This window comes from Salinicola acroporae (assembly GCF_003206615.1).
In the GTDB taxonomy this organism is placed as follows: domain Bacteria; phylum Pseudomonadota; class Gammaproteobacteria; order Pseudomonadales; family Halomonadaceae; genus Salinicola; species Salinicola acroporae.
Genome location: NZ_PZJW01000004.1, coordinates 243,924 through 256,940 on the forward strand (window position 1 = coordinate 243,924; position 13,017 = coordinate 256,940).

General features: G+C 67.4%; 11 protein-coding genes. 4 read left to right on the plus strand and 7 right to left on the minus strand.

What is annotated here, in order from left to right; all coding sequences use genetic code 11:
- Positions 1-2: 2 nt before the first annotated feature.
- Positions 3-1,559 (minus strand): formate dehydrogenase beta subunit, encoded by a 1,557-nt coding sequence (locus DOM54_RS06600; RefSeq protein ID WP_110715569.1) that lies wholly within the window; start codon positions 1,557-1,559, stop codon positions 3-5.
- Positions 1,559-2,065, minus strand: coding sequence for a formate dehydrogenase subunit gamma (locus DOM54_RS06605; RefSeq protein WP_110715850.1), 507 nt, complete (start codon positions 2,063-2,065; stop codon positions 1,559-1,561). Before DOM54_RS06605 ends, DOM54_RS06600 begins: the two co-directional genes overlap by 1 nt.
- Positions 2,066-2,256: 191 nt before the next feature.
- Here DOM54_RS06605 and DOM54_RS06610 point away from each other — a divergent pair, with 191 nt between their 5' ends.
- Complete coding sequence (locus DOM54_RS06610) at positions 2,257-3,315, plus strand: substrate-binding domain-containing protein (protein WP_240613797.1); 1,059 nt, start codon at positions 2,257-2,259, stop codon at positions 3,313-3,315.
- Positions 3,316-3,366: 51 nt separating this feature from the next.
- Here the strand turns inward: DOM54_RS06610 and DOM54_RS06615 are convergent, their stop codons facing one another.
- Together DOM54_RS06615 and DOM54_RS06620 are read right to left on the minus strand one after the other, a co-directional pair.
- On the minus strand, positions 3,367-5,022 hold the full coding sequence (locus DOM54_RS06615; RefSeq protein ID WP_110715571.1) for an OFA family MFS transporter: 1,656 nt from the start codon (positions 5,020-5,022) through the stop codon (positions 3,367-3,369).
- A 303-nt stretch (positions 5,023-5,325) separates the two neighbouring features.
- Positions 5,326-6,339 carry an esterase-like activity of phytase family protein gene (locus tag DOM54_RS06620; protein WP_110715572.1) on the minus strand — a complete coding sequence of 338 codons (1,014 nt, stop codon included), beginning with the start codon at positions 6,337-6,339 and terminating at the stop codon, positions 5,326-5,328.
- Between the two features lie 143 nt (positions 6,340-6,482).
- Here DOM54_RS06620 and DOM54_RS06625 point away from each other — a divergent pair, with 143 nt between their 5' ends.
- On the plus strand, positions 6,483-7,412 hold the full coding sequence (locus tag DOM54_RS06625) for a DMT family transporter (protein ID WP_110715573.1): 930 nt from the start codon (positions 6,483-6,485) through the stop codon (positions 7,410-7,412).
- Positions 7,413-7,458: 46 nt separating this feature from the next.
- On the opposite strand, the gene DOM54_RS06630 is transcribed toward DOM54_RS06625, so the two are convergent.
- The 3 genes from DOM54_RS06630 to DOM54_RS06640 are packed head-to-tail and all read right to left on the minus strand — an operon-like array spanning position 7,459 to position 10,395.
- The gene (locus DOM54_RS06630; protein ID WP_110715574.1) at positions 7,459-8,208 is read right to left on the minus strand and encodes an ABC transporter ATP-binding protein; all 750 of its coding nucleotides are present in this window, start codon (positions 8,206-8,208) and stop codon (positions 7,459-7,461) included.
- Complete coding sequence (locus tag DOM54_RS06635) at positions 8,202-9,305, minus strand: FecCD family ABC transporter permease (RefSeq protein WP_110715575.1); 1,104 nt, start codon at positions 9,303-9,305, stop codon at positions 8,202-8,204. The genes DOM54_RS06630 and DOM54_RS06635 overlap by 7 nt, the downstream gene beginning before the upstream one ends.
- Positions 9,295-10,395 (minus strand): ABC transporter substrate-binding protein, encoded by a 1,101-nt coding sequence (locus tag DOM54_RS06640; protein WP_110715851.1) that lies wholly within the window; start codon positions 10,393-10,395, stop codon positions 9,295-9,297. The genes DOM54_RS06635 and DOM54_RS06640 overlap by 11 nt, the downstream gene beginning before the upstream one ends.
- A 251-nt stretch (positions 10,396-10,646) precedes the next feature.
- On the opposite strand from DOM54_RS06640, the gene dapB reads away from it, so the two are divergent.
- Positions 10,647-11,468, plus strand: coding sequence for a 4-hydroxy-tetrahydrodipicolinate reductase (gene dapB, locus DOM54_RS06645; protein WP_110715576.1), 822 nt, complete (start codon positions 10,647-10,649; stop codon positions 11,466-11,468).
- 311 nt (positions 11,469-11,779) lie between these two features.
- Positions 11,780-12,937 (plus strand): glutamine-hydrolyzing carbamoyl-phosphate synthase small subunit, encoded by a 1,158-nt coding sequence (gene carA, locus DOM54_RS06650; protein ID WP_110715577.1) that lies wholly within the window; start codon positions 11,780-11,782, stop codon positions 12,935-12,937.
- Positions 12,938-13,017 lie beyond the last annotated feature (80 nt).

Consider the following 13,017-nt stretch of genomic DNA (forward strand, 5'->3'; position numbering starts at 1 on the left):
GCTTACCTCCCGCCTTCGGCCTGGGGCCGGGTCAGGTCATCGGGAAAGTGCTTCATCACGCTCTGCACCGGGAAGGGGGTCATGCCCCCCATGGCACACAGCGAACCGTCCACCATGGTCTCGCACAGGTCGGCGAGCAGCACCAGATTGTCGTCGGCGGCGTCGCCGGCACGGATACGGTCGATCACCTCGACGCCGCGCACGGCGCCGATCCGGCACGGGGTGCACTTGCCGCAGGACTCCACCGCGCAGAACTCCATGGCGAAGCGCGCCTGGGCGCCCATGTCGACGCTGTCGTCGAACATCACCACGCCGCCGTGGCCGACCACACCACCGAAGGCGGCGAAGGCTTCATAGTCGAGCGGGGTATCCCACTGGCTCTCCGGCAGATAGGCGCCCAGCGGGCCGCCCACCTGCACCGCCTTGAGCGGGCGGCCGCTGCGCGTGCCGCCGCCGAAGCTCTCCATCAGCTCGCGCAGAGTGGTGCCGAACGCCAGCTCGACCAGCCCGCCGCGGGCGACGTTGCCGGCCAGCTGCAGCGCCAGGGTGCCGCGGGACTTGCCCATGCCGTAGTCGGCGTAGGCCTGGCCGCCCTGGTCGAGGATGAACGGCACCGCGGCCAGCGAGAGCACGTTGTTGACCACGGTGGGCTGGCCGAACAGACCCTCGATCGCCGGTAGCGGCGGTTTGGCGCGTACCAGCCCGCGCTTACCCTCCAGGCTCTCCAGCAGCGAGGTCTCCTCGCCGCAGATATAGGCCCCGGCGCCCAGGCGGACTTCGAGGTGGAAGGCGTGGCCGCTGTCGAGGATGTTCTCACCCAGGTAGCCGGCGGCCTCGGCGCGGGCGATCGCCTCGTCGAGCATCGCCTGGGCCAGCGGATATTCCGAGCGCAGATAGATGTAGCCCTGGGTGGCACCCACGGCGAGCCCGGCGATGGTCATGCCCTCGATCAGCATGAAGGGGTCGCACTCCATCACCAGGCGGTCGGCGAAGGTGCCGGAGTCGCCCTCGTCGGCGTTGCACACGATGTACTTCTGCGCCGCCGGGGTGTCGTGCACGGTCTGCCACTTGATGCCGGTGGGGAAGGCCGCGCCGCCACGTCCGCGCAGCCCCGAGGCCTTGACCTCGTCGACGATAGCCTGGGGCGTCAGCGCCAGCGCCTGTTTCAGGCCGGCGAAGCCCTGCCGTGCGGTGTAATCCTCGAGCGAGAGCGGGTCGGTCAGACCGATGCGCGAGAAGGTCAGGCGCTGCTGGCGTGCCAGATAGGGATGGGCTTCGATGTCGCCGAGGGCCAGCGCGTGCTCCTGCCGGCCCTCGAACAGGCCGGCGTCGACCAGGGCGTCGACGTCGGTGGGGGCGACCGGACCATAGGCCACCCGGCCCGCCGCGGTCTCCACCTCCACCAGCGGCTCCAGCCAGAACAGCCCGCGGGAGCCGTTGCGCTTGAGCTGGATCGCCACGCCCAGGCGTTCGGCGGCGCGTGTCAGGCGCGCCGCCACAGCGTCGGCGCCGAGCGAGCGGGCGGTGGTGTCACAGGGCACATAGATCGTGGTCGTCATCACTTCACCTCCACCACGGTGGCGCTCAGCTGCGCCGCCAGCCGATCGAAGCCGGCGGCGTCCACGCGCCCGTGGATCTCGTCGTCGACCCGCAGCGACGGCCCGCAGGCGCAGTTGCCGAGGCAGTAGACCGGCTCCAGGGTGAACTCGCGATCCGCCGTGGTCTCATGATAGTCGACCCCCAGCGCGGACTTGACGTGGGCTTCCAGCGCCCGCGCGCCCACCGCCTGACACGCCTCGGCGCGGCACACCTGGATCACGTGGCGCCCCGGGGGATGGGTGCGGAAGTGGTGGTAGAAGCTGATGATGCCGTGCACTTCGGCGCGGGTATGGCGCAGCGCCTCGGCGATCATGGGTACGGCGGCGTCGGGGATATAGCCGTGCTGCGCCTGGATGGCGTGCAACAATGGCAGCATGGCCCCGGGGCGCGCGGCGTGCTGGTCGATCACGGCCTGGAGCTGCGCCGCCAGCGCCGTGTCGGCGGGCTGCGGAGTGGGGTGTGACATGGCCTGTTTCTCATCGAGTCGGTGGCTGGTCGTGTACATGGCCTGCCGCGATCGGGTTTGTCAGGAGCCCGCGTCAGTCCATCGTCTTATATGAAATATTGTTCTTAACTGATTTAAGTGGATGCCGCTGAAGCCCAAACTAGCACTCCCATCGAGCGCGCAAAATATGAACGAAAATGCTTAGAAAAAAGTTGAATATCACCCCCGCGTGGCTGTTTCGCAGCGACGAGGGCGAGCTGCTCGATCCGGTACTGTTCGCGCTGCTGGCGAATCTGCGCGAGAGCGGCAAGCTGACCCATGCGGCCCAAGCCGCGGGGATCTCCTACCGCCACGCCTGGAATCTGCTCAATCGCGCCGAAAACTTTTTCGGCATGGCACTGGTGGACATGCGCAAGGGTCACGGCACCTGGCTGTCGCCGCTGGGCGAGACGCTGTCGTGGTCCGAGCAGCGGGTCAAGGCGCGTCTGGGGCCGCAGATCGACAGTATGGCCTCGGAGCTCAACAACCAGTTGCAGCAGCTGCTGGCGGGCGCCCACCCGGTGCTGCGGCTGCACGCCACCCACGGTTACGCGGTGGCGCTGCTGCCGGGGAGCTGCAGTGAGCTCGACCTGCGTTACTGCCATCCCGAGGAAGCGTTGAACGCCATGGAGCGCGGCGAGTGCGACCTGGCCAGCTTTCATCTTCCCACCTGCCCGCGACTGGCGATGCGGGTGATGCAGGTCTACCGGCGGCAATTGGGGCGCCAGAAGTTGCGCGTGATCCGGTTCGTGACCCGGCGTCAGGGGTTGATCCTGCGCGCAGCGGATCGCGATCGCATCGGGGGGCTGAGCGATCTCACCCGACCCGGGGTGCGCTTCATCAATCGCGACGAGCACTCCGGCACGCGGATCCTGTTCAATCTGCTGCTGGAGGAGGAAGGGATCGGCGAGGCCCAGATCCAGGGCGCCGAACGGGAGGAGTTCACGCATACCGCGGTGGCGGCCTACGTCGCTTCGGGCATGGCCGATGTCGGGTTTGGTCTGGAAGCGGCGGCGGCGCAGTTCGGGCTCGATTTCGAGCCGCTCTCCACCGAACACTACCTGCTGGTCTGCCCCGAGGATCGACTGCGACAGCCCAAGGTCCAGGAGCTGCTGGCGTTCATGGGATCCCGGGAATTTCTCGCCCAGCTCGAGTCACTGACCGGCTACGCGGCGGATCGGTGTGGCGAGGTGGAGACGTTCGAGGCGCTACTGGCGGGAGATCGCGGGTAGCGGGCCGGACACGATCGTGTCCGGCCATCGTTCAAGGGTGGTGCGCCGGAATCAGAACAGCGCAGCCGCCTTGGCCAGGGCGATGTAGAGGCCGATCAGGAACGGTACGCCCACGCCGAGCCAGGCCAGAACGCCGCCGATACCGAAGCTGCCGCGAGCCGCGGTCTCGGCATTGGAGGAGACACTATCTTCCTTCTGCAGCGCGCGCTCGCGGGCCAGTTCCTCTTCGCTCATCTGCTGCTCCGGCTTGACCGGCTTGACCAGGGCGTTGCAGATCAGGCCCAGGAACAGCAGGCCGGCCATGATGTAGAGCGTGCGATCGTAGACCAGGCTGGGCTCGACGCCAGCATCGAGCTGGGCCTGGCGCAGGGCGGCGATGATCAGCGGGCCGACCAGGCCGGCAGCGGTCCAGGCGGTGAGCAGGCGGCCGTGGATGGCGCCGACCATCTGGGTGCCGAAGATATCGGCGAGATAGGCCGGCACCGTGGCGAAGCCGCCGCCGTACATGCTCAGGATGACGCAGATCGAGATCACGAACAGCCCGGCCATGCCCAGGTGGCCCCACATCGGTAGCAGGCAGTACATCACGATGCCGATCGCGAAGAAGCAGTAGTAGGTGTTCTTGCGTCCGATCTTGTCCGACAGCGAGGCCCAGAACAGGCGGCCGACGCTGTTGAACAAGCTGATCAGGCCGACCAGGCCGGCCGCGGCGGCCACCACGGCGGCTTGCTGCGCGGCGCTGAGCACCGCGTCGCGGTCATCCAGACCCACCAGGGCGCCGCCGAAGACATCCTGCAGCATCGGGCTTGCCATCGAGATCACCGCGATCCCGGCGGTCACGTTGAGGAACAGCACGCCCCAGATCAGCCAGAACTGCTTGGTCTTCCAGGCGGTGTTCAGGTGCACGTGACCGTGAGCGATCATGGCGTTGGCACTGGCTTTCTTCGGCGCCGTCCAGCCGGCCGGCTTCCAGCCGTTGGGCGGTACGCGGAAGCCGATGGCGCCGCAGGCCATGACGATGGCGTAGATCACACCCATGGTGATCAGGGTCATGGCCACGCCGGTGCCGCCGTTCGTGGAGTAGTGGTTCATCAGCACCACCGCCAGCGGTGCGCCGACCATGGCGCCGCCGCCATAGCCCATGATGGCGAAGCCGGTGGCCATGCCGCGGCGATCCGGGAACCACTTGATCAGGGTCGAGACCGGGGTGATGTAGCCCAGTCCCTGGCCGATACCGCCGAGCACGCCACAGCCGAGATAGACCAGCCACAGCTGATGCTGCATGACCCCGATGCCGCCGACGATCAGGCCGCCGCCCCAGCACAGCGCGGCGATACAGCCGGCCTTGCGCGGGCCGGCGTGCTCGAGCCAGGCGCCCCAGATCGCCGCGGAGACGCCGAGCATGGCGATGAAGATACCGAAGACATAGGTGACCTGGGCCACGCTCCAGTTACAGCTGGTGGTGGTCAGTGCCTGCAACAGGCCGAGATTGCTGCAACTGGCCGGGGCGTCGACGATCTGCTGGCTCATCGGCAGCCAGAATACCGAGAAACCGTAGGCCATGCCGATACACAGGTGAATGGCCAGCGCCGCGGTCGGCACCAGCCAGCGGTTGAAGTTGGGTCCCGCTACCGTTCTCTCGCGGGAGAAAAATCCCGCCGATGTGTTGCCGCCGGTCTCCAGCGCGGCCTGATTGATCCCACTCATCCTGAACCCTCTTCTTGATTATCGTGTCGATGGCGCTGCCGGCGCTACCGGGAAGACACTGCGTGCTCTACATCGGCAGGAGCGCCCTTGGGCTTGAGCGAAGAATATATGAACAGTTTTTCTTATTGTTGCCGTGTTCATCCACGAGAGTCGGCAGGATCGAATCCGCGGGTGGAAATGACAACTAGCGGAAATCATTATGCTTGGCCGTGCATAGGTGAAGGCTAGAAGAGGGCGTGAAAGTCGAAGAGTGATGGGCGGGGAAGTCGGCCCCCGTGCTGAAAATGGTCATGTGTGCCGGCGTCACGACGTCGCCGTATCGGGTTCGGTAACGGCAAAGCAGGTCAGCAGGGTACGTTGCATCAGGCTGAAGTTGTCATCACTGACCATCAGGTAGCGGTGATGACCGATGCGCGTCAGGCCTTCGAAATTGTCCAGCGACCAGCCATCGCCGTTGGAGAGTCTGGCCAGTTCGGTGATTTCGACGCTGCCATCGTCGGCGAGATGGACGCGGCGCAGCCGGATCACCAGCGAGGCTGGCGGCGTGTAGGCGCGCTCCAGCGCCAGCAGGTCGTCATCCAGCGTTTCGAGGGCGGTCAGGGCGCTGTTGGCATTGGCCGCCAGCGGGTAACGCCACTCCCGGGAACCGTCCAGGGTGAAAAGCCGGGTCATCTTCGCCGGCCAGCCTTTCGGCGGCTGCTCGATGCCGCCAACCAAGCCGTAGCCGGGCAGCATTGCGATCGATTCCAGGCCGCCGTTGGAATCGCTATCCGAGAGGCCAGCCGGACGCCGTGCCGGTTCGCTGGCGATACCCGACGGTAGAAAGCGCTGCCAGCGGGCGTCGCTTCCCGGCGCTCCCTCGAACCCGATGATCAGTTGGGTGTTGCCGCGCAGACCGTCGTCGGCGTTCTCCAGCGTCAGCGCCTCGGCGTCGCTGCTGGCATGCGCCAGAATGGCGCCATCCTCGGCCCGCAACGGATAGGTATCCAGCGGTTCGTAGTCGCGCAACTCGCCGCTGCCGCTGAACGTCAGTCGCGCCCGATGCAGCCAGCCGCGATCCGAGACCAGAAACAGCATCGACTCGTCCTCGTCCCAGCCCAGGTCGGAGAGTCCGCCCACCGGGGTTCCGTCCTGCCACTCCGACGGCAGCGCCAGGGTGCCGCACCATTCGATGTTCGGTGTGCTCGCCAGCAGCTCCACCGGCGCGATGGCAGTGCGATGAGGCGTGGCGCTGCAGCCGGCCAGCCCCAGCGCCACGAGGGCCAGCAGGGCGATTGAGGCGAGAGAAGAGCGTATAGATCGGGAATGCGCGTACATGACGGCTCCGGTGATCAGGGGACTTTCCTACTCTAGTTCATGGCGATCCACACCGTTGCCCGCCGGCGCGACGCGGCGCACCCGGGTATGATGTCGCGCTCGCTGAAGCCGAATCATCCCGTCCCCGAGGAGACGTCTTTACCATGCACGACACCACGGACCGGCCGCTGGCCGGCATTCTGCTGCGCCTGCTCTCGGGGCTGCTATTCGCCGGCATGCTGGTCTGCGTCAAGGCGGTCAGCGACGAGGTGCCGCTGGGGCAGACCGTGTTCTTCCGCTCCGCCTTCGCGCTGCTGCCGATCGTCGTCTTCATGCTGTGGCGGCGCGAGTTCCCGCGCGCCCTGGCCACCCGGCGTCCACTCGGTCATCTGCTGCGCTCGGGGCTGGGAGCGGCGGCGATGTTCGCCTCCTTCGCGGCGGTGGCGCGGCTGCCGGTGGCCGAGGCGACCCTGCTGGCCCAACTGGCGCCGGTGGCCCTGGCGCTGGGCGGTATCCTGCTGCTGGGCGAGCGCCTCACCCGCCACCGGCTGGCGGCACTGACGCTGGTGCTGGTCGGGGTGGGGGTTCTGATCCTGCCCGAGTTGCGCGGCGGTCCGACCCCGGCGCGCGTCACTGGTTATGCCCTGGGCATCGCCGCCGCGCTGCTCACCGCCGGGGCGCTGCTCACGGTACGGCGCATCTCACGCACCGAGACGCCCGCCTCGATCGCGTTCTATTTCGTGCTGGTGACCACGCTGGCGGGGCTCGCCACCGCCACCCTGGGTTGGGTCTCGGTTGCCTGGCCGACGCTAGCGCTGCTGGTGCTGGCGGGGCTGTTCGGCGGCGCGGCGCATATCTGCATGACGCTGGCGCTGCGCATGACCGAGGTGTCGAAGCTGGCGCCGTTCGAGTACGTGGCGCTGATCTGGCCGCTGCTGGCGGATCTGTGGTTGTTCGGGCAGCCGCTCTCGAGCGGTTTCGTGCTGGCCCTGCCGCTGGTGCTGGGAGGTGCCATGCTGGCGGCGCTGGAGGGGCGGCGGCTGGGGTGGCCACGGCGCCGCCTGGGCACCAGTGAGCAGGGCGCGGGGGACTAGGTCGTGTACGAGAAGTCGCCGCGGGTAGGCAGTTTCCGGGCAGTAGCTAGATGGCGGCTTCGACGATCAGCTGCGGTCTTCCCTGGGAACAGGGCTCGATGCGCGCCTCGACCTGGAAGGTGCGGCGCAGCATCGGCGGTGTCACCACCTGCTTGCAGGGGCCGCAGTCGACCAGCCGCCCGCTTTCGATCACCAGTGCCTGATCGGCGAAGCGCAGGGCGTGGCCGAGATCGTGGAGCGCGGCGATGATCAGCATGTTCCGCTCCTGGGCCAGCCGGCGCAAGATACCGAGCAGGCTGATCTGGCGGTGGAGGTCGAGCGCCGAGGTGGGCTCGTCCAGCAGCAGGATGTCGGGGGACTGCACCAGCGCCTGGGCCGCGCCCACCAGTTGCCGCTGGCCGCCGCTCAGGTTGCCGATGTCGCGCCCGGCCAGGGTATCGATGCCGAGCGCCGCCAGTGCCTTGTCGACCTCGGCGAGATCGGCATCCGCCACCTTGAGACGACGCCCCTGCATGCGCGCCAGCAGGACCGCTTCGTAGACCGTCAGCACCGCGGTGGCGCCGTTGTCCTGGGGCATGTAGGCGATCGGACGCTCGCTGCGGGTGCCGGTGATGCGCACTTCGCCATCCCCTTCGAGCAGCCCCAGGATGCGCCGGAACAGGGTCGACTTGCCCGCCGCGTTGGGGCCGAGCAGGGCCACCACCTGGCCGCCGTGCAGCGTCGGCGTGGAGATGTCGGCGAGGATCTGGCGGCGGCCGTAGCGTGCCGAGAGGCGGTCGAGCGTCAGCGTTACCATGCGTTCTTCTTGTGGTTGAGGATCAAGAACAGGAAAAACGGAATCCCCACCAGCGAGGTGATGATGCCGATCGGAATGATGGTGCCGGGGATGATCACCTTCGACAGCACCGAGCCCACCGAGAGCATCAGCGCCCCGCACAGTGCCGAGCCGGGCAGGAAGAAGCGCTGATCCTCACCCAGCAGCAGGCGCGCGATGTGCGGCCCGACCAACCCGACGAAGCCGATGGTGCCGACGAAGGAGACGGCGATCGCCGCCAGCAGCGAGACCATGATCAGCACCTCCAGGCGCAGCGCCCGCGGCTTGACGCCCAGGCTCTCGGCCTTGGCGTCGCCCAGGCGCATGGCGGTCAGCGCCCAGCCGTGGCGGGCCAGCAGCGGTACCACCATCGCGAGCACGGCGAAGGCGATGCCGAGCTTGGGCCAGGTCGCCTTGGTCAGGCTGCCCATGGTCCAGAACACCAGCGCGGAGACCGCCTGCTGGCTGGCGAAGAACTGGATCAGCGCCATCAGCGAGTTGAAGATGAACACCATGGCGATGCCCAGCAGCACGATGGTCTCGATCGTCACCCCGCGGCGCATGCTCAGGAAGTGGATCGCCAGCGCGGTCAGCATCGCCATGATGAAGGCGTTGAGCGGGATCGCGTAGTCGACCAGCGCCGGCACCAGGGTCACTCCGAAGGCCAGCGCCAGCGCGGCGCCGAAGCTGGCGCCGGCGGAGATGCCGAGGGTGAAGGGGCTGGCCAGCGGATTGCTAAGGATGGTCTGCATCTGCGCGCCGGCGATCGACAGGCTGGCGCCCACCACCAGCGCCATCAGCGCCACCGGCATGCGGATCTGCCACAGGATCACGCGCAGCGAATCCTCGACCGAGCCCGGGGTGAACAGCGCCGCGATCACCTGGTCGAGACCGAAGCGTGCCGGCCCCAGGGCAAGGTCGACGCACAGGCTGGCGAACAGCGCCAGGGTCAGCGCGGCCAGGATCAGCTGGCGCCGCAGCACCAGCCGGCGATAGAGGTTGGCGTCTTCGGCCGCGGCCGGGGGGAAGGCCGCCGCACGCGACGGCGCGGCGGCCACGCGGGAACTCTCAGTCGTCATGCAGGGATACCCAGTAACCGGGGGCGTAGTCCACCGGCAGGAAGCGCTGGTGCAGCTCGCGCAGGGTGGCTTCGGGATCGAGATCGGCGAAGAGTTCCGGGTGGAACCACTTGGCCAGGCGCTGCACGGCGACGAAGTAGTAGGGGCTGTTGTAGAACTGATGCCAGATGGCGTGGACCTGGCCGTTCTTCACCGCCGCGATGCCGCTCATGGCGGTGCGATGGGTCAGGTTCTCGAGCTTGGCCCGGGCCTTCTGCATGTCCGCGCCCGGGCCCACGCCGACCCAGTTGCCGCCGGGCACGTAGGCGCCCCAGTTGCCACCGGTGACCACCACCTGATCGGGGTTGGCGGCGATGATCTGCTCCGGGTTGAGGGTGCCAAAGGTGGCGGGGATGATGCCGTCGGCGATGTTGTGGCCGCCGGCCAGCTCGACGTATTCGCCGAAGTTGCCGGGGCCGAAGCTCATGCAGCAATCGTCGGAGTAGCCGCCGGCGCGATCGATGAACACCTTGGGTCGCGCCGGGTCGGCGGCGGCGATCTTGTCGGTGACCCGGGCCATCTGCGCCTGGGAGAAGCCGATGAAGGCCTCGGCGCGCTGGCTGTCGCCGAGCAGTCGGCCCATCAGGCGCATCGAGGGAATGGTGTGCTCGAGCGGCTTCTCGCGGAAGTCGACGTAGACGATCGGGATGCCCAGCGCGGCCAGCTTGGTGTCGTAACCGGCATCCTCGGTGGCGGCCTTGGCCTCCAGGTTCATCAGCACCACGTCCGGATGCAGGCTGGCGGCCTGTTCGACATCGAAGGTGCCATCCTTGAAGCCGCCGAAGGTGGGGATCTGCTTCATCTCGGGAAACTTGGCGGCGTAGGCGGCGTAGTTGTCCGGGTCGGCCTCGGCGAGGTCGTGGCGCCAGCCCACCACATGGGCGAACGGGTTGTCGGGCTCGAGCGCGGCGAGCAGGTAGATCTGGCGGCCCTCGCCGAGGATGACGCGCTGCACCGGGGCCTCGACGGTCACCTGGCGCCCGGCGATATCGGTCACCGTGATCGGGCCGGCCCAGGCGCTGGCGGCACCGCCGAGGGCGAGGCTGATGATGACGAGACGGGCGAGCCTTGCGGCATATCCGGCGAAGAGAGAGCGTGGCTGAGTCACGATGAGATCCGGGCAGTGGGGCAGATGAATTTGTTACGCATGATTCTTATTTGCGATGGCGCGCTAGTATGTCGCAGGGTTGGGCGGGGCGTCCAGCGCGGCGCTCGGGCTTGGCAGGGGCGCCGACAGGCGTGGCGCGGGCCCCGGCGGCAGTTGTTATACTGCCGCGACGCTCACCCACCGCTGGAGACCGCATGCCTTCTCACGCCCCCCGTATCGCCATCGTCGGCGCCGCCGGCCGCATGGGCCGCACCCTGATCAGTGCCGTGCAGCAGGATGACGGTGTCAGCCTGGCCGGCGGCAGCGTCTCCGCCGGCAGCTCGCTGGTCGGTGCCGACCTGGGCGAACTCGCCGGCCTCGGGCGCCTGGGCGTGGCCGCCACGGACGATCTGGCCGCCATCGCTGACGACTTCGATGTGCTGATCGACTTCACCTCTCCCGCCACCACCCTGGCCAACCTCGCCTTCTGTGCCGACCACGGCAAGGCGATCGTGATCGGCACCACCGGCCTCGACGAGGCCCAACTGGCCGAGCTCGACGGCTACCGCGAGCGCGTGGCGATGGTCTTCGCGCCCAACATGAGCGTCGGCGTCAACCTGACCCTCAATCTGCTCGCCACCGCCGCCCGCGCGCTGGGCGACGAGGGCTACGACATCGAGGTGCTCGAGGCCCACCATCGCCACAAGGTCGATGCACCTTCGGGTACCGCGCTGAAGATGGGCGAGGTGATGGCCGGTGCCCTGGCGCGCCCGCTCAAGGAGTACGGCGTATTCGAGCGGGTCGGGCAGTGTGGGCCGCGCACCGACAAGGAGATCGGCTTCGCCACCGTACGGGCGGGCGATATCGTCGGTGAACACACGGTAATGTTCGCCACCGAGGGCGAGCGCATCGAGATCACCCACAAGGCCTCCAGCCGCATGACCTTCGCCAAGGGCGCGGTACGCGCGGCGCGCTGGCTCGCCGCGCGCGAGGCCGGGCGCTACGACATGCAGGACGTGCTGGGCCTGAAGGATTGACGCTCGGTTGAGGCGGAGATCGGCTGCCGGCGGGGTGCTGGTCGGAGTGTCATAGGATCGAATCGCGATCGGTACTGGAGCCGGTCGCCGCTTTCCGGTATCATTTCGCCAATTTGGCCGGGCCAGTGCCGCAGGCAGTAGAGATTCGCCGCAGATGATGCAGCAACAGGACAATGAGCGGGATGAAACCGGTTTTCCGGATTTCGTCCCGCTTTTTTACGACCTTGCGGCGGCTCCCGGTCAGTGAATGAAGGGGCGTGATGCTACACCTCGACGCAATTTGTTGATGACCAGTTAAGGAGGATGTTGCCTTGAACAGACCCGCGATACTGGCTCTCGAAGACGGCAGTGTATTTCACGGCGTCGCGATCGGAGCCGATGGGCAGACCAGCGGGGAGGTGGTCTTCAATACCGCCATGACCGGTTATCAGGAAATTCTCACCGACCCCTCCTATACCCGCCAGATCGTGACCCTGACCTACCCCCACATCGGCAATACCGGCATCAACGTCGAGGACGTCGAGTCGCACCGCATCTGTGCCGCCGGCTTGGTCATTCGCGACCTGCCGCTGATCGCCAGCAATTTCCGCAGCACGACCACGCTCTCCGAGTATCTGGCTTCGCAGAACGTCATCGGCATCGCCGACATCGACACGCGTCGCTTGACGCGCATCCTGCGCAGCAAGGGCTCGCTCAACGGGGCCATCCTGGCCGGCGACGCTGCCCGGGGCGATGACGCCGTCGAGCGGGCGCTGGCGGAAGCCCAGGCCTTCCCGGGCCTCAAGGGGATGGATCTGGCCAGGGAGGTCTCCTGTGAGTCGGTCCACGAGTGGACCGAGGGCGAGTGGACGCTGGGCCAGGGCTATGCTGACACCACCCAGGGTGAGCGCCCGTACCACGTGGTCGCCTACGACTACGGGATCAAGCACAACATCCTGCGCATGCTCGCCTCGCGTGGCTGCCGCCTGACCGTGGTGCCGGCGCAGACGCCAGCCAGCGAGGTGCTGGCGATGAATCCGGACGGCGTATTCCTGGCCAACGGGCCGGGTGATCCCGAGCCCTGCGACTACGCCATCAGTGCAATCCGCGAAGTGCTCGAGACGGATGTCCCGGTCTTCGGTATCTGCCTGGGTCACCAGCTGCTGGCGCTGGCCGCCGGCGCCAGGACGGTGAAGATGAATCATGGTCACCACGGCGCCAACCACCCGGTTCAGGATCTCGACAGCGGGCAGGTGATGATCACCAGCCAGAACCACGGTTTCGCGGTGGACGAGACCAGCCTGCCCGATAACGTGCGTGCGATTCATCGCTCGCTGTTCGATGGCACCCTGCAGGGCATCGAGCTGACCGATCGGCCGGCGTTCAGCTTCCAGGGTCACCCCGAGGCGAGCCCGGGGCCGCAGGACGTCTCGCCGCTGTTCGATCGCTTCGTGACGATGATGCAGGCCCGCCAGCGGGATGCGGTATAAGCCGTCAGCGAAACGCAGCACGGCCTTGGCCGTTTGGAATTCAGTCTTCTTGGGTCGGCGCCAGCCGCCGACACCACCAT

Coding starts and splice junctions, on each gene's coding strand:
- dapB (WP_110715576.1), top strand. CDS start 10,647: ATGCCTTCTCACGCCCCCCGTATCGCCATCGTCGGCGCCGCCGGCCGC.
- DOM54_RS06630 (WP_110715574.1), bottom strand. CDS start 8,208: ATGGTAACGCTGACGCTCGACCGCCTCTCGGCACGCTACGGCCGCCGC.
- DOM54_RS06615 (WP_110715571.1), bottom strand. CDS start 5,022: ATGAGTGGGATCAATCAGGCCGCGCTGGAGACCGGCGGCAACACATCG.
- DOM54_RS06635 (WP_110715575.1), bottom strand. CDS start 9,305: ATGACGACTGAGAGTTCCCGCGTGGCCGCCGCGCCGTCGCGTGCGGCG.
- DOM54_RS06605 (WP_110715850.1), bottom strand. CDS start 2,065: ATGTCACACCCCACTCCGCAGCCCGCCGACACGGCGCTGGCGGCGCAG.
- DOM54_RS06625 (WP_110715573.1), top strand. CDS start 6,483: ATGCACGACACCACGGACCGGCCGCTGGCCGGCATTCTGCTGCGCCTG.
- DOM54_RS06620 (WP_110715572.1), bottom strand. CDS start 6,339: ATGTACGCGCATTCCCGATCTATACGCTCTTCTCTCGCCTCAATCGCC.
- DOM54_RS06600 (WP_110715569.1), bottom strand. CDS start 1,559: ATGACGACCACGATCTATGTGCCCTGTGACACCACCGCCCGCTCGCTC.